Below are 24,031 nucleotides of genomic sequence, written 5' to 3' on the forward strand. Positions count from 1 at the left end.
TGGTTGTGTAGATAAAAAAAGAGCGCCTGATGGCGCTCTTTTTTGTGGCTCGCAGTTATTCCTGCTTGAGCTTTTCGCGGTCGTGGTGACTGCGCAGGCGGATGTTGATCATCTCCACCGTCAGCGAGAAGGCCATAGCGAAGTAGATGTAGCCCTTCGGAATGTGCAGATCCATCCCCTCGGCCATCAGCGCGAAACCGACCAGGGTGAGGAAGGAGAGGGCCAGCATCTTGATGGTGGGGTGATTGTCGACGAAATCGCCGATGGCCTTGGCGGCGAACATCATGATGAAGACGGCGATCATGATGGCCAGCACCATGACCGGCACGTGATCCGCCATGCCCACGGCGGTGATGACCGAATCCAGGCTGAAGACGATGTCGAGAATGGCGATCTGGATCAGGGTGCTGATGAAGCCGGACGCGGCGGCGCTCACGCTCTCAGGCTCGGCGGCGCCCTCCAGGGTGGCATGGATCTCGTGGGCACTCTTGCCGATGAGGAACAGACCCCCCAGCAGCAGGATGAGATCGCGGCCCGAGATGGCCTCGCCCAGCACGGTGAACAGCGGCTCGGTGAGACGCATCACCCAGGCCAGGGAGAGCAGCAACAGGATGCGGGTACCCATGGCGAGACCCAGCCCCAGGATCCGCGCCTTCTGGCGCTGTGCCTCCGGCAGGCGACCGACCAGGATGGAGATAAAGATGATATTGTCGATGCCCAGTACGATCTCGAGCAGGGTCAGGGTGGCGAGCGCGACCCAGGCGGAGGGGTCTGCAATCCATTCCAGCATGATTGAACCTTGGTTGAACTTTGATTGAGGGTTGAAGCCGCGCATTCTAACAGGGGGTTATGGCTTGTCCCAGTGGCAGGAAAAGATAAAAATGGCGGCCATCCAACGGGAGGGACATATGTTTCGTTTAGGACTCATCATCAATCCGGTCGCCGGCATCGGCGGCGCGGTCGGTCTCAAGGGCAGTGACGGCATGGTGGCCGAGGCGCTGGCCCGTGGCGCCGTCCCCAAGGCCCGCGAGCGGACCCGCCAGGCGCTGCTGCCGCTGTGTGAACTGGCGGACCGCTTCGAGCTGCTGACGGTGGCGGGCGAGATGGGGGCCGAGCTTGCCGGCGAGCTCGGTCTGCCCTGCCGCATCGTCCATCAGCCCGCGGCAGCAGCCACCACGGCGGCCGATACCCGTATCGCCGCCGAACGGATGCGCGAGGCGGGCATCGATCTGCTGCTGTTTGCCGGCGGTGACGGCACCGCGCGGGACATCTGCGCGGCGGTAGGGGAGGCGTGCCACGTGCTCGGCATTCCGGCCGGCTGCAAGATCCACTCCGGGGTCTATGGGGTGACGCCCGCCGCCAGCGGCCGGGTGGCGGCCAGGATGATCGCCGGCGAGCTGCTGAGTCTGGTGGATGCCGAGGTGATGGACATCGACGAGGAGGCGTTTCGCGCCGGCAAGGTGCGCGCCCGCCACTACGGCCAGCTGCAGGTGCCCGGCGATTTGCGCTATGTGCAGGCGGTCAAGCAGGGGGGGCGCGAGTCTGAAGAGCTGGTGCTGGCGGACATCGCCGCCGGCGTGGTCGAGCAGATGGAGCCCGATACCCTCTATCTGATGGGCTCCGGCAGCACGGTGGCGGCCTGCATGGCGGAGCTCGGCCTCGAAAATACCCTGCTCGGTGTGGATCTGGTGGAAAATGGCCGGCTTATCGGGCAGGATCTGTCCGCCGCCGAGATCCTGACCCGGATCCGGGGCCGTCGCTGCCGGCTGATCATTACCCTGATCGGCGGTCAGGGACATCTGTTCGGGCGCGGAAATCAGCAACTGAGTCCAGAGGTGTTGCGGGCCATCGGGCGGGACCAGATCCAGGTCCTGGCCACCAAAGCCAAGCTGGCGGCCCTTGCGGGCAGGCCCTTGCTGGTGGATACCGATGACCCGGCGCTGAACCGGTCGTTAAGTGGTTATCTGCGGATCACCACGGGATACAAGGATCAGGTCATCTACCCGGTGGCCAACCCGGAATAGGACATCAAGGATGCGGCTGGCCTGGCGCCAGAGAGCCGTGGTCAACCGGATCGCGGTTCCACTCCCCCGAATTATTTTGCCGGCAACCCCGGAAAATGAGGCTGCGTTAAATGACGATTCATGATTTTGAGCACAAGTTGTTGGGACTGATAGACGGCATGGTGGCCACGGCGACCGACGATGAGCTGTTTGCCGGGGGTTATCTGCGTGGCCACATCTCGCTGGCGGTGGCGCGGGCCGAGCTGGAAGGCAAGACCCTGGTGCGGGATGTAAAGAGTTATGTGCTGCGCAGCCTGAACGAGGCGATCCTGCAGGGGGAACTCTCCGAGCAGGACGAGAAGCTGGTGCAGGCAATGTGGATTCGTTTGCAACAACAAGCAGAAGCTTGATCGGTTACACAGTTCAAACAGAAGTTTGAGTTTATTCTTCCCTGAGGTTAGTGAAAGGTTAATAATAAGTTTCGCCTTTTGTTTCAGGGATTAAACTATGGCTTCCTCCTCGCGTATTGCCAATAAACTGCCGCTCGAAATGCTCTACCAATGGGAGCGGCAGTGTCCTGACCGAGTCTATCTGCGTCAAACCATCAACCGCGAATACCTGGACTTCACCTGGGGTGAGGTCGCTGACGAGGCCCGCCGCATGGTGACGGCATTGCGTCAGCTGGGGCTGGTGGCCGGTGACAAGGTGGCGCTGCTCTCCAAGAACTGCGCCCAGTGGTTCATCGCCGATCTCGCCATGCAGATGGGGCAGTATGTGAGTGTGCCCATCTACCCCACCGCCAACGTCGATACCATCGAATATGTGCTGCGTCACAGCGAGGCCAAGGCGATTTTCGTCGGCAAGCTCGATGACTGGAAGAGCCAGGAGGCGGGGGTACCCGCCGAATTGCTGCGCATAGCCTTTCCCTATGACACCATGCCGGCGGCCCATCAGTGGGACGATCTGCTGGAGCAACACGAACCCATCCCGGACAGCCCGGTGCAGGCTCCGGACTCCCTGCTGAGCCTGGTCTACACCTCCGGCAGTACCGGCAAGCCGAAAGGGTCCATGCTGAGCGTCGAGCGCTACGCCTGGTCGTGCGAGAAGCTGGTGGAGGCGGTCGGGCTGTGCGAGCAGGATCGCGGCTTCTCCTACCTGCCGTTGGCCCACATCACCGAGCGGGTCTATGTCTATGGCGGCAGTCTCTATGGCCGCGCCGAGATCGCTTTCCCCGAATCCCTCGATACCTTCATCGAGGACGTCAAGCGCTGCCGTCCCACCGTGTTCATCTCGGTGCCACGACTGTGGGCCATGTTCCGCATCAAGATCCACGAGAAGCTGCCCCAGAAAAAACTCGAGCTGCTGCTCAAGATCCCGTTCGTGTCGAGCCTCATCAAGCGCAAGCTGCAAAAGGGGCTGGGGCTGGATCAGGCGCGGGTGCTGGGCTGTGGCTCGGCGCCGGTGGCACCGGCCCTGCTCGAGTGGTATCACAGCATCGGCATCGAGATCACCGAGGCCTGGGGCATGACCGAGAACCACGCCTTCTCCACCCTCAACTACCCGTTTAGGGCCGACAAGATAGGCACGGTCGGCAAGGCGGGGCCGGGGGTCACCATCAAGATCTCCGACGAAGGGGAGATCCTCTGTCGCTGCGAGGGGATGATGCTGGGTTACTACAAGGATCCCGAGCACAGCCGTGAAGCCATCGACGAAGAGGGCTGGCTGCATACCGGCGACATGGGCAAGCTGGATCGGGAGGGCTATCTCACCATCACCGGCCGCATGAAGGACGTGTTCAAGACCGCCAAGGGCAAGTATGTGGCGCCAGTGCCTATCGAGGGGCTGCTCGGCCAGGAGCCTATCATCGAGCAACTGTGCGTGATTGGCTACGGCATGCCGCAGCCGGTGGCCCTGGTGCAGCTGGCGGAGAGCGCCATGAGGGGGGATCGCAATCAGGTCAATGCCCAGCTGGAGGCGGCCCGCAACCGGGTCAACGAGCAGCTGGAGTCCCATGCCAAAATCCGGGGCATCCTGGTGGTGAAGAGCCCCTGGAACATCGAGAACGGGGTGCTCACTCCGACCATGAAGATCCGCCGCCACCTGCTGGAGCAGAAGTATGCCGATCTCGGCGACGCCTGGTCCTCTTCCCAGAGCATCATCTGGGAGTCCTGACGGGGCCCGGCAGGCTTGCTGCTGAACACCATAAAACAACAAGGGGAGCCACTGGCTCCCCTTGTTGTTTCAGGCAACGGCAGGTCAGACCGCCTGATACTCCAGCTCGACCGAACCGAGCGCCTTGAGGGTGGCGCGGGCGGAGTCCTGCTGGCTGATCTGGCCATCCTTGCTCTCCAGCAGCACGGCGCGGCGGATGGTGGCGAGATCCTCGCCGCCCAGCACCGCGTGGGCACAGGCCATCTGCATTGGCGGCAGGCTGGGGTTGAAGGCGGCGTTTTCGGCGTAGCGACCGCAGAAGATGCGACCGTCGGCGAACTGCAGCGCCACCGCGGCATAGCCCTGGCTGTAGGGGGCGTAGCTCTGGCGGGCGGCGGCCAGTGCGGCCTGCCACAGCGGATCGTCGCTCTCAAGCGTGAGCTCGTCGTGGGCCTGCGGGCTCATCAGCGCGTCCGTGATGTCCAGATCCGCCGGGCCGAACGAGTGGGGCAGGAAGGATTGCAGCGCGCTCAAGTCATCCGGCAGGGAGATCTTGAGGGTCTTGGCGGTGCTCAGTTCGTTCATGAACTGGCGGCAGTGCCCGCAAGGGGTGTAGTTGACGGTGATTTCAGAGATGCCGGTCTCGCCGCCCAGCCAGGCGTTGGAGATAGCGGACTGCTCGGCATGGACCGAGTGGAACAGCCCTTGACCTGCAAACTCCATGTTGGCGCCGAAATACCAGTTGCCGCTCAGGCCGCAGGCGATGGCACCGACGAAGAACTTGGAGATGGGGGCCACCGAGCAGGCGGCAGCCAGCGGCAGCAGGGCCAGGCGCAGGGCGCGATCGTCAAGACCGGTGGCGGCCTTCAGCGTGGCGATCTGATCCGGAGTGAAGCGAGCCTGGAAATCATCGCCCAGCATGGGCAGCAGCGCTGCCTTGAGCGGGGCGGACAGGGTATCGAGTGGCTTGGCAAAACGGGGATGCATAGTGTGTCCTCAAAGGCCAATTGGGGGGCCATTGTAGGGAGCAAGCTCGGCTAAATGTGTGAGCATGCTCACGCCCTGACGGGCAAACGGAGGGGGATGGTAATGGAAACGTTTGTCTTGTGCAAATTGTGCGGCAGGTCGCACATCGGCGGGCCCGCAGGCCCGCCATCGCGGAAAAGGGTGCTCTTCAGCTCAACCAGTGGTAAATGGCAAACAGCAGGGGGGCGACGGCGGCGGTGAGGATGCCGCACACCACCATGGCCAGTGAGGCAAAAGCCCCCTGGGTGATGCCCTGCTCGGCGGAGGTGGCGGTGCCGATGGCGTGGGCGCAGGCCCCCATGGCCAGCCCCTGGGCTTCGGGGTCGGTGACCCGCATCAGTTTGAGCAGGGGGAAGCCGATCAGGGCGCCGACGATCCCGACGACCACCACCACGGCGGCAGCGATGGCGGGAATGCCGCCCAGGGACTGGCTGACGCTCATGGCGAGCGGCGTGGTGATGGATTTGGTGGCGAGGGAGGCCAGCAATGCCGGATCGGCGCCCATAAAATGACCGATCAGCAAGGTAGTGCAGACCGAGATCAAGACCGAGCTCAGGGTACAGATTAGGATGGGCTTGAGCCTGGCCTGGATCTGGCGGGCCTGCTGATAAAGGGGCAGTGCCAGCGCCACCACCGCCGGCTCCAGCAGCGCCGTGATGGGGCGGGTGCCGCTCTCGTACTGTTCCAGCGGCAGATCGAACCAGAGCAGCAGGCCGATGATGACGGCGGTGGGCACCAGCACCGGGTTGATGATGGGCCAGGGCAGCTTGCGATAGAGGGCCCGGGTGGCGAAGTAGAGCGCCAGGGTCAAGGGAATGGCCAGCCAGAAGATCATTTGTTCATCCTCTGGTAGAGGCGGCCGACGGTGCCGAGGATCAGCACGATCCCGAGCACGATGCAGAGCATGATGAGGCCGAAGGATTGGCGCAGCGGCTCCAGCCAGGCCACCAGCCCGACCGCCACCGGCACGAACAAGACCCCCATGTGGCGCAGCAGCAGGCCGGCGCCGAGTTCTACCCAATGCAGTTTCACCAGTTGCAGGGAGAGCAGCACGAACAGCAGCAGCATGCCGATGATGCTGCCGGGGAAGGCAAACGGCAGGATGGCTGCCAGGGTTTTGCCCGCCAGCAGGCAGGCGACGATGACCAGAAAGTCACGAAGGTACAGCAAGGCACGTTGCGCGATCACAGGAGCCCCATCTTGGTAACGGTGAAGTAAGGAATACGCCAGTCTACCAGAGAGGCAGGGTCGCGGCATTAAAACAATAACAGCTGAAATCAGTTCGTTTGAGGCTGATTTAATTGAAGATTTTCAGATAGAACCCTTTTCGAACCACAAGGAGTCGCCATGACATCTCTCTTGTCCCGCCTGCGCCAGCTGGCGGACGACCACCATCTGCCCCCTTCGTTGCTGCAAACCCGCCAGTGGGAGGGGCCCCTGTGCCGGGTGCGGCTCGACAACACAGGCCGCAGCGAGGCCCGGGTCGGGTACTGGACGCTGTTTGACGGCAAGCTCGGCCTCTCGCCCGCGTGCGCCATCTACGGCGAAGGCTTCCAGATGCTGGCCCAGACCATGGGCAGCTGGCAAGCGCCGCAGCCGGTCGGCCGTTGCCCCGATGCCGGTGTCTATCGGATCACCGATGATCAGGGTTATCACACGGTGCACAACCTGCTGCTGGTGGAGCATGACAAGGGCTGGCTGCTGCTCGCCTTTGCCAGTTGTCAGCGCTTTGGCGGGGAGTTTCGGCTCTACCCCGATGGCCGGCTGCAGATCCTGATGAACGGTGAGGGGCGTGCACTCCCTGCCGGCCAGCATTGGCAGAGCGAGGCGCTGCTCTGCCTCGAAGGGAAAGATCGGGAGGCGCTGCTGGCCGAACTGGCGCAGCGGATCGAAGCCGAGCATGGCTCGCTGATCGGCCAGCTTGGTGAGCGCCCCAGCGGCTGGTGCTCATGGTATCACTACTACGCGGACGTGAGCGCCGCCGACATTCGCGAGAACCTGCAAGTGCGTGCCGAGCGCTTCCCGGTCCTGCGCTACGTGCAGATTGACGACGGCTATCAAGCCAAGATGGGTGACTGGCTCACCCCGTCGGCCAAGTTCGAGCAGGGGGTGGCGTCCCTGGCCGCCGAGATCAAAGGCGCCGGTTGCGAGCCTGCGCTCTGGGTGGCCCCCTTTATCGCCGAGCCCGGCTCCCAGGTGTTTCAGGAGCACCCCGACTGGTTCGTGAAGGGGGATGACGGGCTGCCGCTGCCCGCCGAGCGGGTGACCTACGGCGGCTGGCGCTGCACCCCCTGGTATGTGCTGGATGGCACCCACCCCGAGGTGCAGGCTCACCTCGAGCGGGTGTTTCGTACCCTGCGCGAGCAGTGGGGCATCCACTATTTCAAGCTCGACGCCAACTTCTGGGGAGCCATCCACGGCGGTCGCTTCCACGACCCGGCCGCCACCCGGGTCGAGGCCTACCGACGCGGCATGGCCGCCATCCTGCGCGGGGCGGGCGAGGGGGCCTTCCTGCTCGGCTGCAACGCCCCCATCTGGCCAAGCCTTGGGCTGGTGCACGGCATGCGGGTGAGCGATGACGTGGAGCGCAACGGTCATCGTTATCGCCAGATCGCTCGCGAGGCGTTCTGCCGCGCCTGGCAGAACGACCGACTGTGGGCCCTCGACCCTGACTGCATCTGCCTGCGGGATCTGCCGAGCCAGCAGGCGAGCCCTGCCGAGTACCGTTTCCATCTGGCGGCGCTGGTGGCAAGCGGCGGCATGATGCTGGCGGGGGACAGGCTGCAGGATCTCGACGAGGTGCAGGCGGCGCAACTGCGCAAGCTGCTCGAGCTTTGCGCGGCGCGCGCCCCTGGCGCCCGTTTCGAGTCGATGGACTTTGCCTGCGGCGAGGTGAGCCTGCCCGGGGGCGGCACCCTGCTCTGCCTCTTCAACTGGGAGGCGCAGCCTCAGGAGTTCCTGTTGCCGGCAGGCGGCGAAGATTTCTGGGATGAGGGGGCCGTCGGTACCGCGCTCACCCTGCAGGGGGGCGAGGGGCGGGTGATCCGCTACCGCTGAGCGGGCTGGCAATCATGATTCAGGCTCCCGCGGGAGCCTGAATGTATTGCGAAAGGCGCTGCTATGCCGGGGTCAGTAACGCCACTCGAAGCCGATGGCGTAATTGGCGGCGCCATAGCCCGGGATCTCGTTGCTGGAGAGCAGGGCCTTGAAGGTGAGCTGCGCAGTGAGCGGAATGCCGAGTCCCATGCCGAGGGCTACCTCGTCGTTGGTGTTGCCCATCATGTCGGCCCGGATCATCCGATAGAGCGACATGTCCTGGCTCATGTGCACATAGCTCTGGGAGGCACGGTTGTAGAGCTGGCCGAACACTTCCAGCTGGAAACCGGCCTGGGGGGTGATGGCCAGCGGCACGCCGACGAAGTTGTAGAGATCGGAGCGATTGAAATAGCTGTTGGTGATCTGGGGGGTAAAGTCGGTCTGCTGATAGAGGCGGCTGAAGTTGCTCTCGATCAGCTGATAGGTCTGCTGCGGCAACTGCAACAGGTAGTCGGGGACATCAAAACGCACACCCGCCATGCTGGCCGATGGCAGCAGGGCGCAGATGAGCAAACCAAAACCGGATAATCCTGAACGCATCGGATGCGGCATCCCCAAGGGTCGATAGGCCAACCGGCCGTTAGTGCAATGTTAGCGCACAAATAATTGAAACATCAGGAGTCTTTGCTCCCCCTTCCCATTATGTCGCGGGGCGGGGGAGCGTACAGTCATTTAACCGTGAGGCGGGTCACATCTCACAGATTTTCGAGGTAGTGATAGAGGCTCTTGAGGATGGCAAAGTTCCGTTCGTTACCCTGATTCTGCTCGGCCAGTTCCTCGAGGCGCGGTACATAGTCGGGCAGACGGCGGCTGAAGTAGTCGCTGCAGTGCAGCCGCCAGCGCTTTTGCTCCGCTTCGCTCAAGGTGTGTGGCCAGTTGCGGGCACGGTAGCGGAACAGCATCTCCGGCAGCCGTGAGTCGGTGAAGGCAAACTCCCGCTCGCCCAGCAGATCCGCCGGGGTGGCGCGCACCAGATCCATGGTGGACTTGTCGCCGTGACCGAAGAAGCCGGCGTAGAGCTGGGTATCCGGGTCGCCGTCATTGTTGCCGGCAAACTCCTGATTGAACACTTCCACCAGTTTTTCCCGCACTTCGGGGTGGGCGCGCAGCAGATCCAGGCTCTTGCGGCACTGCTCCCGGTCGATGCCAAGCTGGTCGGCACGCTCCGCCGTCAGGGTGGCGGCCGGCGCCAGCACCGGGCACTTGTTGATGTGCACCAGCTTCACCGGAATACCGGCCAAATCCCCCAGCTCCTCTTTCTTGGTGTAGAGGCGCTCGCGTATCTCCTCGCTGGTGAGCTCGATGAGCGGGGTGGGGTCGCGGGTCAGATCCACCATGATCACCGCGTTCTGGTTGCTGGGGTGCCAGGCGAGCGGCGAGACCCAGCTTGCGCACCCCTGCCAGGGGGAGAACATGCCGGAGACATGCACCAGCGGCTTCATGGTCACCACGTCGATGAGGGCCTTCACCTTGTTCTTGTTGCGAAGGTCAAACAGGTAGCCAAACAGCTTGGGCTGGGCCTTTTTCACCAGCTTGGCCATCTCGATGGTGGCCAGCACGTCGGAGAGCGCATCGTGGGCGTTGGCGTGGGTCACGCCGTTGGCGACGGTGAGCTTCTCCAGCTTGAAGCTTGGCTTGCCCTCTTCGTCAAACGCCCACTCGATTCCCTCCGGGCGCAGGGCGTAGCAGGCCCGCAGCATGTCGAGAATGTCCCAGCGGGAGTTGCCATTCTGCCAGGCGTAGGCATAGGGGTCATAGAAGTTGCGATAGAGGGTGTAGCGGGTCACCTCGTCATCGAAGCGGATGCTGTTGTAGCCCAGCACGCAGGTGCCCGGAGTGGCGAACTGCTCGTGGATCTGACGGATGAAATCCGCCTCGCACAGCCCGTCCTTCATCGCCTTTTGCGGCGTGATGCCGGTGATCAGGCACGCCTCCGGCTCCGGCAGATAGTCAGCGGGCGGCTTGCAATAGATGACCAGCGGCTCGCCGATGAGGTTGAAATCCCCGTCGGTACGAATGCCGGCAAACTGCGCCGGTCTGTCCTTGGCCGGGCTGATGCCGAAGGTCTCGTAGTCGTGGAAGTAGAAGGTCGGCTCGCTGCCGGCGTGTGCTGTTTTGCTCATGTTGCTCGAGAGGGATATCCGATGACGGTGGCGCCTGGCGCCAGGGTGGGGGTGCCATGCACCTCGGTTGCCTGCATGGTAAACCATAGCGCAGGCAGAACGAAGGGCAGACCAGCCGGCTGCCGCTTTATTGGGCAGGCAGGCGCCAGTGGTAGGTGAAAAGAGGTTCGGGAGCGTAGATGAAAAGAGACAGCCCCGTTGACGGGGCTGTCCAGGTTTTCTGGTGGCGGGCTCAGTGACAGAGCTTGTAGTAGACCTCGTTCCACTGCAGGGTCTGCTTGATCTCGGGGATGCGGGTGTGCTGGTCAATCACCACGCACTCGATGCCCATGAGGTCGGCGAAGGTGCGCAGCTGCTCGATATCCACCGACTGGGTGAACACCGAGTGGTGGGCGGCCCCGGCCAGGATCCAGGCCTCGGCGCTGGTCTGCAGGTCCGGCATGGGCTGCCACAGGGCGCTGGCCACCGGCAGTTTCGGCATGGCCTCTGGCAGGTCCACCACGTCCAGCTGATTGACCACCAGCCGGAAGCGGTTGCCCAGATCGATCAGGCTCGCATTGACCGCCTTGCCGGCGGGGGCCGCGAACAGCAGGCGGGCCGGGTCGGCCTTCTTGCCTATCCCTAAGTGCTGGGCATCCAGCACGGGTTTATCAGCGGCGATGGAGGGGCAGACTTCCAGCATGTGGGCCCCCAGCACCAGGTTGTTGCCTGCCTCCAGGTGGTAGGTGTAGTCCTCCATGAAGGAGGTGCCGCCCGCAAGACCGGCCCCCATCACCTTGAGGGTGCGCAGCAGGGCGGCCGTCTTCCAGTCCCCTTCTGCCCCAAAACCGAAGCCTTGCTGCATCAGGCGCTGACAGGCGAGCCCCGGCAGCTGGTGCAGGCCGTGAAGGTCTTCAAAGGTGGTGGTGAAGGCGCCAAAGCCGCCGTCGGTGAGGAATTTCTTCATCCCCAGCTCCTGGCGCGCCGCCTCATACAGAGAAGCGCGAAGCTCCCCGCCTGCCTGCACCGCCTCGGTCAGGGTGTAGATCTCTTCGTATTCGGCTAGCAGCGCCTCTATGTCGCTTGCGGGCACGGCGTCGATCACCTTCACCAGGTCGCCGACCGGGTGGTAGTTCACCTGATAGCCGAACTGGATCTGGGCCTCAATCTTGTCGCCCTCGGTGACCGCCACGTTGCGCATGTTGTCACCAAAGCGGGCGATCTTCAGGTGGCGGCTGTCGTGAATGGCGGCGGCGACCCGCATCCAGTTGCCCAGCTTGCGGTGGGCCTCTTCATCCTGCCAGTGACCGACCACCACGGTGCGCGGCAGCCGCAGCCGGGCCCCCATGAAGCCGAACTCACGGCCGCCGTGGGCGGTCTGGTTCAGGTTCATGAAGTCCATGTCGATCTCGCTCCACGGCAGATGCCGGTTGAACTGGGTGTGGAATTGCAGCAGGGGCTTTTGCAACTGGCTCAGCGCCGGGATCCACATCTTGGCTGGAGAGAAGGTGTGCATCCACACCATGAGCCCGATGCAGCGCTGGTCGTGGTTGGCATCGCGGGCCACCGCGCTTATCTCGTCGAGGGTGGTGCCGGTGGGCTTGAGCACTATCTTGACCGGCAGGCCGGTGCGCTCGTTGAGCTGGCTGGTGATGGTGTGGGCGTGATCGGCCACCTGCTTCAGGGTGGCGGCGCCATACAGGTGCTGGCTGCCGACCAGGAACCACACTTCCAGCTGTTTCATCAATTCCATCTTGGTGTCCTCTGTTTATGCTTTTGTCTGGCCGTAATAGGCGTGTTTGCCATGTTTGCGCTGGTAGTGCTTCTCCAGCAGGTAATCGGGCAGGGGGCGGGCCGCGGGGTTGATCTGGCCGGTGAGCCAGGCCATGCGCGCCACCTCTTCCAGCACCACGGCATTGTGTACCGCGTCCTCGGCGCTCTTGCCCCAGCTGAAGGGGCCGTGGTTGGCCACCAGCACCCCCGGCATGGTGAGGATGGGGGTCTGCTTGAGGGTCTCGACGATGAGATGACCGGTCAGCCCCTCGTAATCCTCCTCCACTTCACCCGGGGTGAGCAGGCGTGAGCAGGGGATCTCGCCGTGGAAGTAGTCGGCCTGGGTGGTGCCGAAAATGGGGATGGGGCGCCCCGCCTGGGCCCAGGCGGTGGCGTGGGTAGAGTGGGTGTGCACCACGCCGCCAAGCTCCGGATAGGCGCGATAGAGCACCAGGTGGGTGGCGGTGTCGGAGGAGGGGCGCAAGGCGCCTTCCACCTGCTTGCCCGCCAGATCCAGCACCACCATGTCTTCGAGCAGCATCCGCTCGTAACTGACGCCGCTCGGCTTTATCACCACCAGGTTGCGCTCTCTGTCGATGCCGCTGACGTTGCCCCAGGTGAAGGTCACCAGCTCGTGGCGCGGCAGATCCAGGTTGGCGACGAGCACCTGCTCCTTGAGCATCTTGAGGTTCATGCCGGTACTCCCCGGTTGTAGAGCGGCTCGGCGGCAGCACCCCAGGCGAGGTAGCGCTGGTAAAGGCGCTCGTATTCGGCGACCCGCTCAGGGTCAGGCTGGTGGGTGCGCTCCACGGCGCTCGCCATGTGGTGCTGGGCCTTGGCCACATCGGCGTGGATGCCAGCCGCCACGGCGGCAAAGATGGCCGCCCCCAGGGCGCAGCACTGATCCGAGGCCACCACCTGGATGGGCCTGTTCATCACGTCGGCGCAGGTCTGCATCACGGTGGCCGACTTGCGGGCGATGCCGCCAAGGGCGATCACCTGTTCCACCGGCACCTGCTGACTGGTCATGCACTCCATGATGCTGCGAGCCCCGAAGGCGGTGGAGGCCACCAGGGCACCGAACAGATCGGGCGCATCGGTGCCGAGGTTGAGCCCGGTGACGGTGCCCTGCAGGCGCTGGTTGGCGTAGGGGGTGCGGCGACCGTTGAACCAGTCGAGCACCACCGGCAGGTGGGCCAGATCGCGCTGCTGCTCCCAGGCGGCGGCGAGGCTTGGCAGCAGCTCCCGCTTGTGGGCCTCGATGGCGGTGCGCAGCTCCGGATACTGGGCGGCGAGGCTCTCCAGCGGCCAGCCGAGCTGGCGCTGATACCAAGCATAGATGTCGCCAAACGCCGATTGTCCCGCCTCCAGCCCCACCATGCCCGGCACCACGCTGCCGTCCACCTGGCCGCAGATCCCGGCAATGGCGCGATCACCGATGGTGGCTTCGTCGGCGATCAGGATGTCGCAGGTGGAGGTGCCTATCACCTTGACCAGCGCATTGTTGCCGGCCCCGGCCCCCACCGCCCCCATGTGGCAGTCAAAGGCGCCGCCGGCGATCACCACTTCACAGGAGAGATGCAGCCGCTCCGCCCACTCCGGGGTCAGGGTACCGACCGGCAGATCGGCGGTCCAGCTGTCGGTAAAGAGGGGGTAGTCGAGATCCTCGGTCAACAGCGGATCCAGTGCGTTGAGAAACTCGGCGGGGGGCAGGCCGCCCCAGATCGGGTGCCAGAGGGACTTGTGGCCGGCGGAGCAGCGCCCGCGCCGGATGTCGGCCGGGGCCTGGGTACCGCTCAGGATGGCGGGAACCCAGTCGCACAGCTCGATCCAGTTGCAGGCGGCGGCGCGCACCGCTGCGTCAGCGCGGGAGACGTGCAGGATCTTGGCCCAGAACCACTCGGAGGAGTAGACCCCGCCGATGTAGCGGCTGTAGTCGGGGAACTGGCCGCAGTGGCACAGGGCGGTGATGGCCTCGGCCTCCTCGATGGCGGTGTGATCCTTCCACAGCACGAACATGGCGTTGGGGTTGTCGGCAAACTCCGGACGCAGGGCCAGCACACGGCCTTCCTCGTCGATGGGGGCTGGCGTCGAGCCGGTGCTGTCCACCCCGATGCCGCGCACGGCAGCGCGCTGACTCGGGGTGAGCTGGCTCACCACCGCCACCACCGCCTGCTCCATGGATTCCAGATAGTCGAGGGGGTGGTGGCGGAACTGGTTGGTGACCGGCTGACAGTAACGACCGACCTGCCAGCGCGGGTAATAGACGACCTGGGTTGCCAGCTCGGCGCCGTCGTGGCAGCGCACGGCGAGTGCTCTGACCGAATCGCTGCCGAAATCGAGTCCGATGGTGATCTGCTCGGACCTGGGGTGCTCAGACATAAGTGCTCCTGACCATCAATGAGGGGTGACTGGTGAGGAACCATAGGAGATGGACCGGATGGGCGGTTAGCCATTGGCTGCTGGAAATATGGATTTAAACGCTATGCCGGCAAGAGGGTGACGGCCATCGAAGATCGGCTATGTGATTATTTTGCTGAAAACATAGACAAAACGGCTGCAATTTCATGGCGTGATCCTGCTCTCCATTTTTCCATGTGAAAACGATTACAACTTGGTTCGCTCAACTAGCAACAACAATAACGTCCTGTTTAAGCATGTTTTTATATGGCTGTGACTTGATTGACTCAAGGAGCAGCACTGCGTGGATACATGGATTGATAGAACACCTGGAGACACTCGCATGAACAAAATCGTTAACAGCATGATCGCAATGGGGTTTGCCCTTGGTATGGCAAATTCTGCTTTCTCAGCCGAGGCACTGAAGCTGGGCTACCTGGTCAAGCAACCGGAGGAGCCCTGGTTCCAGACCGAATGGAACTTCGCCGACAAGGCGGGCAAGGATCTCGGTTTCGAGGTGATCAAGATCGCCGTCCCCGATGGCGAGAAGACCCTCAATGCCATCGACAGCCTGGCAGCCAACGGCGCCAAGGGCTTCGTCATCTGCACCCCGGATCCCAAGCTCGGGGCAGCCATCATGGCCAAGGCCAACAGCATGGATCTGAAGGTCATCACGGTGGACGACCAGTTCGTCAACGCCAAGGGCCAGCCCATGGAGCAGGTGCCTCTGGTGATGATGGCAGCCACCAAGATTGGTGAACGCCAGGGCCAGGAGCTCTACAAGGAGATGCAAAAGCGTCAGTGGGACGTGAAGGCGACAGGGGTGCTCGCTATCACCGCCGACGAGCTCGACACCGCCCGCCGCCGGGTCGAAGGCTCTCTGAGCGCACTCAAGGCCGCCGGTTTCCCCGAGGGGCAGATCTACCGCTCACCCACCAAGGCCAACGACATTCCGGGGGCGCTGGATGCCGCCAACTCCATGCTGGTGCAGCACCCCGAGGTGAAGAACTGGCTCATCGTCGGCATGAATGACAACACGGTGCTCGGCGGCGTGCGCGCCACCGAAGGGCAGGGCTTCAAGGCCGAGAACGTCATCGGCATCGGCATCAACGGGGTGGATGCGGTGAACGAGCTATCCAAGTCCAGCGCCACTGGCTTCCTCGGCTCTTTGCTGCCAAGCCCGGACGTGCATGGCTACAAGAGCATCCAGATGCTCCATGACTGGGTGGTCAACGGCGCAGAACCGGCCAAGTTCACCGAGGTGACCGACGTGGTGCTCATCACCCGCGACAACTTCAAGGTCGAGCTGCAGAAGAAAGGTCTGTGATTGACGCCATCTAAACCCTGATACCGAGACCGGCATGGCGAAGTGCGCCATGCCGGTCGGCTGGAGTGAAACATGAATCAGTCAGTTCCTTATCTGGAGTTTTGCGGCATCAGCAAGGAGTTTCCCGGCGTCAAGGCGCTGAAGAACGTCTCCTTCTGCTGCCAGCAGGGCACGGTGCACGCGCTGATGGGGGAAAACGGCGCGGGCAAGTCCACCCTGCTCAAGATCCTGAGCGGTTTTCAATCGCCCACCACCGGGGTGGTGAAGCTGGCCGGTCAGGAGCGGGTCTTTCAGAGCACGGTCGATGCGCTGGAGAGCGGGATCGCCATCATCTATCAGGAGTTGCACCTGGTGCCCGAGATGACGGTGGCCGAGAACATCTACCTCGGCCAGCTGCCGACCCGGCGCGGGGTCATCGATCGGGAGAAGCTCTATCAGGATGCGGCCAGGCAGCTGGCGCGCCTCGGCATGGACGTCTCCCCCGAGACGCCGCTCAAGTACCTGTTGCTCGGGCAGTGGCAGATGGTGGAGATCGCCAAGGCACTGACCCGGGATGCCAGCGTCATCGCCTTCGACGAGCCGACCAGCAGCCTGTCGTCGCGCGAGATCGAGCAGCTGTTTCGGGTCATCCGTCAGCTGCGTGACGAGGGCAAGGTCATTCTCTACGTCTCCCACCGGATGGACGAGATCTTCGCCCTGTGCGACGCCATCACGGTGTTCAAGGATGGCCAGTTCGTGCGCACCTTCGCCTCCATGGCCGAGGTGGACCGGGATCTGCTGGTCAAGACCATGGTGGGGCGCGAGCTGACCGACATCTATGGCTACAGCCCAAGGCCGCTCGGCGAGGCGGGCCTCAAGGTGGCGAATCTGATGGGGCCTGGGCTCAAGGCGCCGGTATCGTTCGAGGTCAAACGCGGGGAGATCCTCGGCATCTTTGGGCTGGTGGGGGCCGGGCGCAGCGAGCTGATGAAGCTCATCTTTGGCGCCGACAAGATGCACAGCGGCGAGATAGCGGTGTTCGGCAAGCCGGTGGTCATCGGCAGCCCCATCGACGCCATTCGCAGCGGCATCATGCTCTGCACCGAAGACAGGAAGGCGCTCGGCATCATCCCCATTCACTCGGTGCAGGAGAACATCAACATCAGTGCCCGCCGTCACCACGCGTGGGGGGGCTTCTGGATCAACCAGCAGTGGGAAGACGAGAATGCCAGGCTGCGGATCCGCGACATGCGGGTCAAGACCCCATCTCCCCAGCAGGCCATCATGAACCTCTCCGGCGGCAACCAGCAGAAGGCCATTCTGGGGCGCTGGCTCTCCGAGGACATGAAAGTCATCTTGCTCGACGAGCCGACCCGCGGCATCGACGTCGGGGCAAAGAACGAGATTTACAACGTGATTTACGATCTGGCCAAGGTGGGCATCGCCGTGGTGGTGGTATCCAGCGAGCTGCCGGAAGTGCTGGGCATCGCGGACCGGATCATGGTCATGCGGGAGGGGGAGATCGCCGGCGAGCTTTCCCACGACGAGGCCAACGAGGTCAAGGCGCTCAATCTGGCCATGCCGGCCCGTTGATCTGCTGACCGCAACGAGATAGCACCCGGAATTTTCAGGAGAAATACCATGACAACTACTACCTCAGTCGGCCAGGCCGCCAGCACCGCGGCGGCCAGCGGCTCCCGCCTGCAACTGGCCCGCGTCTGGGATCAATACGGCATGCTGGTGATCTTCGCCATCCTGTTCCTGCTGGCCTGCGTGCTGGTACCCAACTTTGCCAGCCTGATCAACATGCGCGGGCTCGGGCTCGCCGTCTCCATGTCGGGCATGGTGGCCTGCGGCATGCTGTTCTGCCTCGCCTCCGGCGAGTTCGACATGTCGGTCGGTTCCGTGGTGGCCTGCTCCGGCGTCGCCTGCGCGGTGGGCATCAACGCCACCGAGAGCATCACGGTCGGTATCCTGGCCGGCATGTCGGTGGGAGTGCTGTTTGGCCTCATCAACGGCATAGTCGTGGCCAAATTCAAGATCAACGCCCTCATCACCACCCTCGCCACCATGCAGATGGCGCGCGGGGTGGGCTACATCATCTCCGACGGCAAGGCGGTGGGCATCGTCGAGGAGCGTTTCTTCGAGCTCGGCAACTCCGCCCTGCTCGGCATTCCGACCCCGGTCTGGCTGACCGCCGTCTGCTTCGTGCTGTTCGGCCTGCTGCTCAACAAGACCACCTTCGGCCGCAACACCCTGGCCATGGGGGGCAACGAGGAGGCGGCGCGCCTGGCCGGGGTCAACGTGGTGCGCACCAAGATCATCATCTTCACCATGACCGGGCTGATTGCCTCCATCGCCGGCATCATACTCGCTTCGCGCATGACCTCGGGCCAGCCGATGACCTCCATCGGCTTCGAGCTGGTGGTGATCTCCGCCTGCGTGCTGGGGGGAGTCTCCATGAAGGGGGGGATCGGCAAGATCTCCTACATCATCGCCGGGGTGCTGATCCTGGGGCTGATGGAGAACGCCATGAACCTGCTCAACATCTCCCCGTTTGCCCAGTACGTGGTGCGTGGCCTCATCCTGCTCGCCGCCGTGCTGTTCGACCGCTACAAGCAGGTACGCAAGGCGCGCATCTGATCCCTGTCCAACTGCAGGCCCGCGCGTTGCGGGCCTGCCTAGGGTTGCCCCGCGGCACACGACACATCCCGTTGTGAGCCAGTTCACCAATTTCACACGGCGCCACGCGCCGGATAGCGCGTTCCCAAGGTGAGTCTTTACAATGGCCCAAGCCGATTTTTTTACCCAAGCGCTGTTTTCCGCCATGTCCTCGATGCAAAAAGAGAAGCCGAAACAACTCAACCCTCTGCTGCCGGGCTATGCCTTCGACGTCTTCCTGGTCTCGGGCATGACCCCCATCGAGCAGGGGAGTGCGCTCGACTTCATCATCGACCGGCCCCAGGGGATGAAGGGCTTCATCGTCAATCTGACCATCAGGGGCAAGGGGCAGATCTTCCAGGGGGAGCAGGCCTTCACCGTGGAGCCCGGTGACCTGCTGTTGTTCCCGCCGGCGGCGGTGCACCATTACGGCCGGGCGCCGGATGCCCAGGCGTGGTACCACCGCTGGGTCTATTTCCGGCCGCGGGCCTACTGGGCCGACTGGCTCAAGTGGCCGCAGGTGACGGAGCGGGTGGGGCGATTGCAACTGGCGGACGCCGCCTTGCTCGCCGAGTTCGATGCCCTGTTCCTCGACATTGAAGAGACCCACCAGCAGCTGCGGCCCATGTCGGAGCAACTGGCCATGAACCTGCTGGAGCGGCTGCTCATTCGCTGCTACGAAGCCTCCTCCCTGGATGCCTATCCCGCCATCGACCACCGGGTTCACCAGGCGTGCCAGATCTTAAGCGAGTCGCTCTGCGCCGAGATCTCGGTGGAGGCGTTGGCGGAGCAGGTGTTCTTGTCCCCTTCGCGCCTCGCGCACCTGTTTCGCGAGCAGGTAGGGGTGAGCATAGTGCGCTGGCGCGAGGATCAGCGCATCATGCGGGCCAAGCTGCTGCTGCAGACCACGCCGCTATCGGTGGCCACCATCGGCCAGCAGGTGGGCTATGACGATCAGCTCTACTTCTCGCGGGTGTTCAGGAAACGGGTGGGGGTCAGTCCCACCGAATACCGCAAATGTGCCACCCCGCTGTGACCCCTCTTGCCTGAGGCCGCGGCCTATCCTGTCACTTCAGCGTCCACCCCATGATGGGGTGGCTGCCTGGGGCAGGGGGCCGCTGCTTTCTTCATCACTCCTCGTCGATGGCGGCGAAGCGCTCCACCAGATAGTCGATCAGGGCCCGCACTGAGGGGAGCAGGCCGCGCCGGGAGGGGAACACGGCGTGGATGAGTTCGGGCTTCGGCTCCCAGGCAGGCACTACCTTGACCAGGGTGGCGGCGGTCAGCTGCTCCTGCACCATCAACAGCGGCAACTGCACCACCCCGACCCCGGCCAGCGCCGCACTGCGCAGCGCCACCATGTCGGTGGTGACGAAGCGGGGCTGGTGGGTGAGGTCGGCATGCGCCCCCTGCGGTCCGAACAGCGACCAGAGGTAGTGCTGCCGCGGCGCCCCCAGCCCCATGCTGGGCCAGCCGTGCAGATCCGCCGGCGCGGTGGGCAAGCCCTGCTGTGTGACGAGTGCCGGGCTGGCCACCAGGCACTGGCGACGCTGCGCCAGTATCCGGATCACCAGCTCGCTGTCCTGCAGCGGCGGTGGCCTGACCCGGATGGCCACATCGACCCCTTCGGCGATGGGGTCGACCCGCCGATTGGTCCCCTCCAGCTCGACCCTGATCTGCGGGTGACGGGCCATGAAATCCGCCAGCATGGGGCCGACATGGGTGTGCAGCAGGGCGATGGGGCAGCTCATGCGGATCAGCCCGCAGGGCTCGGCCCGGGTGATCTCGATGGCGGCCTGCGCCGCCTCGGCCTCCACCAGCATCGCCTTGCAGTGCTCGTAATAGGTGCGGCCCAGCTCGGTCACCGCAAACTGGCGGGTCGAGCGCTGGAGCAGCCGCACGCCGAGCCGCTCTTCGAGCTGTGCTATCCGGCGGCTGAGGCGGGATTTGGGCATGCCGATGGCGCGGCCGGCGGGGGCAAAGCCACCGTGATCCACCACCAGGACGAAATAGTAGAGATCGTTCAGATCCTGCATAGGGTGCTCTCATCGTTCCAAAAATAGGACGCTGATGCCCAATTTAGCAGTCTACCCGCCTGTTCGTCTCGAAACTATGCTGTCTCCAGTGTTCAATTCCACCGGATATGTCAGGAGCGACAGATGAAAAAGATCCTCGGTGTTTACAGCGCACCCCGTCCTCACTGGGTAGGCGACGGCTTTCCCGTCCGCTCTCTCTTCTCCTACAGCAGCCACGGCAAGCAGCTGAGCCCCTTCCTGCTGCTCGACTATGCCGGCCCGGCCAACTTTACGCCGACCAGCCAGCCGCGCGGGGTGGGTGAACATCCCCATCGCGGTTTCGAGACGGTGACCATCGTCTACAAGGGCGAAGTGGCGCACCGGGATTCGACCGGTCGGGGCGGCGTGATAGGCCCGGGTGACGTGCAGTGGATGACCGCCGGCGCCGGTATCCTGCACGAGGAATTTCACGCCCCGGCCTTCAGTGAGTCGGGTGGTGAGCTGGAGATGGTGCAGTTGTGGGTGAATCTGCCGAGCCGGCACAAGATGACGCCGCCCGGCTACCAGCCCATCCTGGCGCGCGATATTCCGACCGTGGCACTGGCCAGCGACGCGGGGTCGGTGCGGGTCATCGCCGGCGAGTTTGAGGGGGTCCGTGGCCCGGCCCATACCTTCAGCCCGCTGCATGTCTGGGATCTGCGTCTGGTGCAGGGCAGCGTCAGCACACTCGAGTTGCCCGAAGGCTGGACCGGCGCGCTCATCGTGCTCAAGGGGACCGTGCAGGTCAACGGCAGTACCATCGCCCGGGAGGCGCAGATGGTGGTGCTGGACCGGGCAGGTCGGCAGGTCATGATCGAGGCAAACAGCGACGCCACTATGCTGCTGCTGAGCGGTGATCCCATCGAGGAGCCCATCGTGGGGCACGGCCCCTTCGTGATGAACAGCCATGAGGAGATAGTGCAGGCCATCGATGACTTCAACAGCGGCAGATTCGGCGTGATGCCGGAGTGATAAATGGACAAGGCCCTCGCATGAGGGCCTTGTTTTTATGAGGCTGCGGATCAGCGCTGACGGGCCTTGAACCTGGGGTTGCTCTTGCAGATCACGAACAGCTTGCCGCGGCGGCGGACAATCTGGCAATCGGGGTGGCGCGACTTGGCTGATTTGAGGGAGGAGAGGACTTTCATGACTGCGCTTTTCCTTTGTTGAAGAACTGACCGAAACGCTGGCCGAAGCGGGCGACCTGACCTTCCTTGCTGACCTGCTTCTGCTTGCCGGTATAGAAGGGGTGTGACGCACTGGAGACATCCAGCGTCACATAGGGGTAGGTGTTGCCGTCTTCCCACTGCTTGGTGCGATCGGTCTTGAGGGTAGAACCCACCAGAAAATAGGTGTTGGCGGTCAGGTCGTGGAACAGAACCTGACGGTACTCGGGGTGAATGTCGGGACGCATGATACTGGCCTTATAATTTGGTTGTTATAACATAACAAATAAATCATGCCTTTGTTGAGAATAGATATCAACAATTTTTTGTCTTGTGTGATGATGGGATGATATTGCCCAAGGGAGCTCTGCCTCTCCGGCAAGAGGGGTAGCCAGCCGGGTTTGGTGATGTCGCAGCAGGGTTGGCAACAAGAGGTTGATGACGCGCTTTACTTTTGATCTTTACTGTATAAAAATACAGTTATAAATCATGGAGAAGTATCCTATGCGTCTGGAAATCATCATCGACAAAAAACATCAGGTGCCCACCTCGACCATGGAGGCGCTGCGTCAGGAGCTGCTCAAGCAACTGGGCGAGAAATTCCCCGACCTGCATGTGCGGGTCGCCCCCGGCAGTGCCATGGCACTGACTGTCAGCCGCGCCAGCAAGGAGGACAAGGAGCTGGCAGAAGCCATGGTGCAGGAGGTGTGGGAGAATGCCGACAGCTGGATGCCGGAGAGTGTTGCCTCCTGAGCCCGGTGGCCGGGATTTTATCTAGCGCCTCTCTTGCCGAGCAAAAAACGCAGCCCAAGGCTGCGTTTTTTGTTGCTGGTGGGATGAGCTCCCGAGCTGATGGTGCGTCAGCACTCAACCTTTAATTCTCAACCGTCAAAGCCCTGCCCAGCGTTTGAGGCTGTTGACCTGCACCCGCTGATCGGCCTGGGCGATGTCGCCGCTGGCGCGCAGTGCCTTGAGGGCGACAGGCAGGGCGGCCCGCACTTCGCTGGCCGTCATGCCGGCCTGCAGGGCCGGGTGATAGGCGAGCTTGAGCAGCACGTAATCGAGCCCGGTCGGGAAGCTGTCGATGCTGTTGTCGTTGAAGATGGAGGGGAACACCTTGTCCGAATCGTTGGGCAACCCCATCACCTGGGTGAGCTCCTCCACCACGCAGTCGAGAAAGCGCCCCTTGGCCCGGCTGTAATCCACCGGAATGATGATGGTGGCGCGGGCCATCTCGCGGCGGGTATTGGTGGTGAAGTTGGCCATGCAGAGCCCCTCCTTGAGCGCCGTCTTGACGGAGGCATCCTGCCCCATGGTGCGCTTGGCCCAGTTCGCCATCTTGGCGCGTTCTGTCATGATCAGGGTGATGTTGGGTCGCTCGCTGACCAGGGTGATGGGACGGCCTATGATGCCGGCCAGATGCTGGCTCTGTACTTTGACCACCTCGCTTTGCAGCGCCTTATCGCCAAATTCGTTGACCAGCTTGAGCCGGATGGGCTGTTCCCAGCGGGAGAAGTGCACGTTCTGTTCGTGGCCGTACTCCCGCTTCATGGCGACCTCGAAGAAACTCTCGGTGAGATAGGCATCGCTCTGCCAACGCTCGGCGGCTTGCAGCCAGGGGCTCAGCAACAGGAGTGCCACCAGCCAGCGGCCGAGCGGCCGGCGCCGGCCTGAGTGGCGCACGGCAAGGTAACGGCGCAATGAAGTCATGTCTCCTCCTTGAAACAGTCGGGATCAGCGCGTGGCCCGTTCGAGATCGCGCCAGGTGAGCCAGAGCCGCAGATCAAACTCCAGTTGATGATAGTCCGGCTCCATATGCTGACAGAGCTGATAAAAGCCCTTGTTGTGATCCTTCTCCTTCAGGTGGGCCAGCTCGTGCACCACGATCATCTTCAGGAAGGCCGGGTGGGCCTCCTTGAACAGGGCGGCGATGCGGATCTCGTTCTTGGCCTTGAGCTTGTTGCCCTGCACCCGGCTCACATAGGTGTGCAGGCCGAGGGCATCCTTGATCACGTTGATCTTGCCATCGAAGATCACCTTGGAAAGGGGCGCCGAGCTTTTCAGGTAGCGGTTCTTCAGCTCCATGGTGTAGGCGAGCAGCGCCTTGTCACTCTGGATGAGGTGGGTCTCTGGATAACGCTTGGCCAGCACGTCCCCCAGCTTGCCCGCCGCGATCAGCTGTTGCACCTGGGCCTTGAGGGGCTCGGGGTAGCCACCGAGGTAAGTCAGTTCCGCCATGTCTGCATTACTCGTCATATCAAAAGAGCGCCATTGTAGTCAGCGCGTCGCCGCT

24 protein-coding genes are annotated in these 24,031 nt (G+C 63.2%); 10 read left to right on the forward strand and 14 right to left on the reverse strand.

The features are described from left to right. Positions 1 to 55 precede the first annotated feature (55 nt). Positions 56 to 790, reverse strand: a complete 735-nt coding sequence (locus OKC29_RS00995; protein ID WP_016350476.1) for a TerC family protein — start codon at positions 788 to 790, stop codon at positions 56 to 58. 118 nt (positions 791 to 908) lie between these two features. On the opposite strand from OKC29_RS00995, the gene OKC29_RS01000 reads away from it, so the two are divergent. The 3 genes from OKC29_RS01000 (at position 909) to OKC29_RS01010 (ending at position 4,175) form a co-directional block, all read left to right on the forward strand. Beyond that, the gene (locus OKC29_RS01000) at positions 909 to 2,024 is read left to right on the forward strand and encodes an ATP-NAD kinase family protein (RefSeq protein WP_073349910.1); all 1,116 of its coding nucleotides are present in this window, start codon (positions 909 to 911) and stop codon (positions 2,022 to 2,024) included. Between the two features lie 110 nt (positions 2,025 to 2,134). Continuing rightward, positions 2,135 to 2,413, forward strand: coding sequence for a YfcL family protein (locus OKC29_RS01005; protein ID WP_011705767.1), 279 nt, complete (start codon positions 2,135 to 2,137; stop codon positions 2,411 to 2,413). 97 nt (positions 2,414 to 2,510) lie between these two features. Beyond that, positions 2,511 to 4,175 carry an AMP-binding protein gene (locus OKC29_RS01010; protein WP_073349912.1) on the forward strand — a complete coding sequence of 555 codons (1,665 nt, stop codon included), beginning with the start codon at positions 2,511 to 2,513 and terminating at the stop codon, positions 4,173 to 4,175. An 84-nt stretch (positions 4,176 to 4,259) separates the two neighbouring features. Here OKC29_RS01010 and cdd read toward each other — a convergent pair whose 3' ends face one another. From cdd to OKC29_RS01025, 3 genes are all read right to left on the reverse strand, one after another. Beyond that, positions 4,260 to 5,141, reverse strand: a complete 882-nt coding sequence (gene cdd, locus OKC29_RS01015; RefSeq protein ID WP_073349914.1) for a cytidine deaminase — start codon at positions 5,139 to 5,141, stop codon at positions 4,260 to 4,262. A gap of 187 nt (positions 5,142 to 5,328) precedes the next feature. After that, a complete protein-coding gene (locus OKC29_RS01020; RefSeq protein WP_011705770.1) occupies positions 5,329 to 6,015 on the reverse strand; it encodes an LrgB family protein in 687 nt (228 codons plus the stop codon). Continuing rightward, on the reverse strand, positions 6,012 to 6,368 hold the full coding sequence (locus OKC29_RS01025; protein ID WP_024944025.1) for a CidA/LrgA family protein: 357 nt from the start codon (positions 6,366 to 6,368) through the stop codon (positions 6,012 to 6,014). Before OKC29_RS01025 ends, OKC29_RS01020 begins: the two co-directional genes overlap by 4 nt. Before the next feature lie 159 nt (positions 6,369 to 6,527). Between OKC29_RS01025 and OKC29_RS01030 the strand changes: the two genes are divergently transcribed. Continuing rightward, on the forward strand, positions 6,528 to 8,237 hold the full coding sequence (locus OKC29_RS01030; protein ID WP_073349916.1) for a glycoside hydrolase family 36 protein: 1,710 nt from the start codon (positions 6,528 to 6,530) through the stop codon (positions 8,235 to 8,237). Between the two features lie 72 nt (positions 8,238 to 8,309). Here OKC29_RS01030 and OKC29_RS01035 read toward each other — a convergent pair whose 3' ends face one another. The 5 genes from OKC29_RS01035 to OKC29_RS01055 form a co-directional block, all read right to left on the reverse strand. Continuing rightward, positions 8,310 to 8,816: a hypothetical protein gene (locus OKC29_RS01035; RefSeq protein ID WP_039214596.1), complete on the reverse strand. Its 507-nt coding sequence runs from the start codon at positions 8,814 to 8,816 to the stop codon at positions 8,310 to 8,312. Between the two features lie 155 nt (positions 8,817 to 8,971). Beyond that, positions 8,972 to 10,399 carry an exodeoxyribonuclease I gene (sbcB, locus tag OKC29_RS01040; RefSeq protein ID WP_182859524.1) on the reverse strand — a complete coding sequence of 476 codons (1,428 nt, stop codon included), beginning with the start codon at positions 10,397 to 10,399 and terminating at the stop codon, positions 8,972 to 8,974. Between the two features lie 232 nt (positions 10,400 to 10,631). After that, positions 10,632 to 12,131 (reverse strand): L-arabinose isomerase, encoded by a 1,500-nt coding sequence (araA, locus tag OKC29_RS01045; RefSeq protein ID WP_073349981.1) that lies wholly within the window; start codon positions 12,129 to 12,131, stop codon positions 10,632 to 10,634. A 15-nt stretch (positions 12,132 to 12,146) separates the two neighbouring features. Continuing rightward, positions 12,147 to 12,845 (reverse strand): L-ribulose-5-phosphate 4-epimerase, encoded by a 699-nt coding sequence (locus OKC29_RS01050; protein WP_011705776.1) that lies wholly within the window; start codon positions 12,843 to 12,845, stop codon positions 12,147 to 12,149. Further along, positions 12,842 to 14,533 carry a ribulokinase gene (locus OKC29_RS01055; RefSeq protein WP_073349983.1) on the reverse strand — a complete coding sequence of 564 codons (1,692 nt, stop codon included), beginning with the start codon at positions 14,531 to 14,533 and terminating at the stop codon, positions 12,842 to 12,844. Before OKC29_RS01055 ends, OKC29_RS01050 begins: the two co-directional genes overlap by 4 nt. Before the next feature lie 361 nt (positions 14,534 to 14,894). On the opposite strand from OKC29_RS01055, the gene OKC29_RS01060 reads away from it, so the two are divergent. The 4 genes from OKC29_RS01060 (at position 14,895) to araC (ending at position 19,554) form a co-directional block, all read left to right on the forward strand. After that, positions 14,895 to 15,878, forward strand: coding sequence for an arabinose ABC transporter substrate-binding protein (locus tag OKC29_RS01060; RefSeq protein ID WP_011705778.1), 984 nt, complete (start codon positions 14,895 to 14,897; stop codon positions 15,876 to 15,878). 72 nt (positions 15,879 to 15,950) lie between these two features. Continuing rightward, a complete protein-coding gene (araG, locus tag OKC29_RS01065) occupies positions 15,951 to 17,450 on the forward strand; it encodes an L-arabinose ABC transporter ATP-binding protein AraG (protein ID WP_073349985.1) in 1,500 nt (499 codons plus the stop codon). Between the two features lie 48 nt (positions 17,451 to 17,498). Beyond that, positions 17,499 to 18,500: an L-arabinose ABC transporter permease AraH gene (gene araH / locus OKC29_RS01070; RefSeq protein WP_011705780.1), complete on the forward strand. Its 1,002-nt coding sequence runs from the start codon at positions 17,499 to 17,501 to the stop codon at positions 18,498 to 18,500. A gap of 142 nt (positions 18,501 to 18,642) precedes the next feature. Continuing rightward, complete coding sequence (gene araC, locus OKC29_RS01075) at positions 18,643 to 19,554, forward strand: arabinose operon transcriptional regulator AraC (RefSeq protein WP_045790020.1); 912 nt, start codon at positions 18,643 to 18,645, stop codon at positions 19,552 to 19,554. Positions 19,555 to 19,648: 94 nt separating this feature from the next. Here araC and OKC29_RS01080 read toward each other — a convergent pair whose 3' ends face one another. Beyond that, positions 19,649 to 20,554: a LysR family transcriptional regulator gene (locus OKC29_RS01080; RefSeq protein WP_073349987.1), complete on the reverse strand. Its 906-nt coding sequence runs from the start codon at positions 20,552 to 20,554 to the stop codon at positions 19,649 to 19,651. A gap of 123 nt (positions 20,555 to 20,677) precedes the next feature. Here OKC29_RS01080 and OKC29_RS01085 point away from each other — a divergent pair, with 123 nt between their 5' ends. Continuing rightward, positions 20,678 to 21,544 carry a pirin family protein gene (locus OKC29_RS01085; RefSeq protein WP_073349988.1) on the forward strand — a complete coding sequence of 289 codons (867 nt, stop codon included), beginning with the start codon at positions 20,678 to 20,680 and terminating at the stop codon, positions 21,542 to 21,544. Positions 21,545 to 21,594: 50 nt separating this feature from the next. Here the strand turns inward: OKC29_RS01085 and ykgO are convergent, their stop codons facing one another. Both ykgO and OKC29_RS01095 read right to left on the reverse strand, forming a co-directional pair. Next, positions 21,595 to 21,720: a type B 50S ribosomal protein L36 gene (gene ykgO / locus OKC29_RS01090; RefSeq protein ID WP_005300174.1), complete on the reverse strand. Its 126-nt coding sequence runs from the start codon at positions 21,718 to 21,720 to the stop codon at positions 21,595 to 21,597. Beyond that, positions 21,717 to 21,986 (reverse strand): type B 50S ribosomal protein L31, encoded by a 270-nt coding sequence (locus OKC29_RS01095; RefSeq protein WP_073349990.1) that lies wholly within the window; start codon positions 21,984 to 21,986, stop codon positions 21,717 to 21,719. Before OKC29_RS01095 ends, ykgO begins: the two co-directional genes overlap by 4 nt. 256 nt (positions 21,987 to 22,242) lie before the next feature. Between OKC29_RS01095 and OKC29_RS01100 the strand changes: the two genes are divergently transcribed. Continuing rightward, a complete protein-coding gene (locus tag OKC29_RS01100) occupies positions 22,243 to 22,491 on the forward strand; it encodes a DinI family protein (RefSeq protein WP_011705785.1) in 249 nt (82 codons plus the stop codon). Positions 22,492 to 22,626: 135 nt separating this feature from the next. On the opposite strand, the gene OKC29_RS01105 is transcribed toward OKC29_RS01100, so the two are convergent. Beyond that, a complete protein-coding gene (locus tag OKC29_RS01105) occupies positions 22,627 to 23,448 on the reverse strand; it encodes a DUF2927 domain-containing protein (RefSeq protein WP_073349992.1) in 822 nt (273 codons plus the stop codon). 24 nt (positions 23,449 to 23,472) lie between these two features. Continuing rightward, entirely contained in the window at positions 23,473 to 23,976 is a 504-nt protein-coding gene (locus OKC29_RS01110) for a M48 family metallopeptidase (protein WP_044799844.1), read from the reverse strand. Positions 23,977 to 24,031 lie beyond the last annotated feature (55 nt).

Source organism: Aeromonas sp. QDB34, assembly GCF_027705405.1.
Classification (GTDB): Bacteria; Pseudomonadota; Gammaproteobacteria; order Enterobacterales; family Aeromonadaceae; genus Aeromonas; species Aeromonas hydrophila.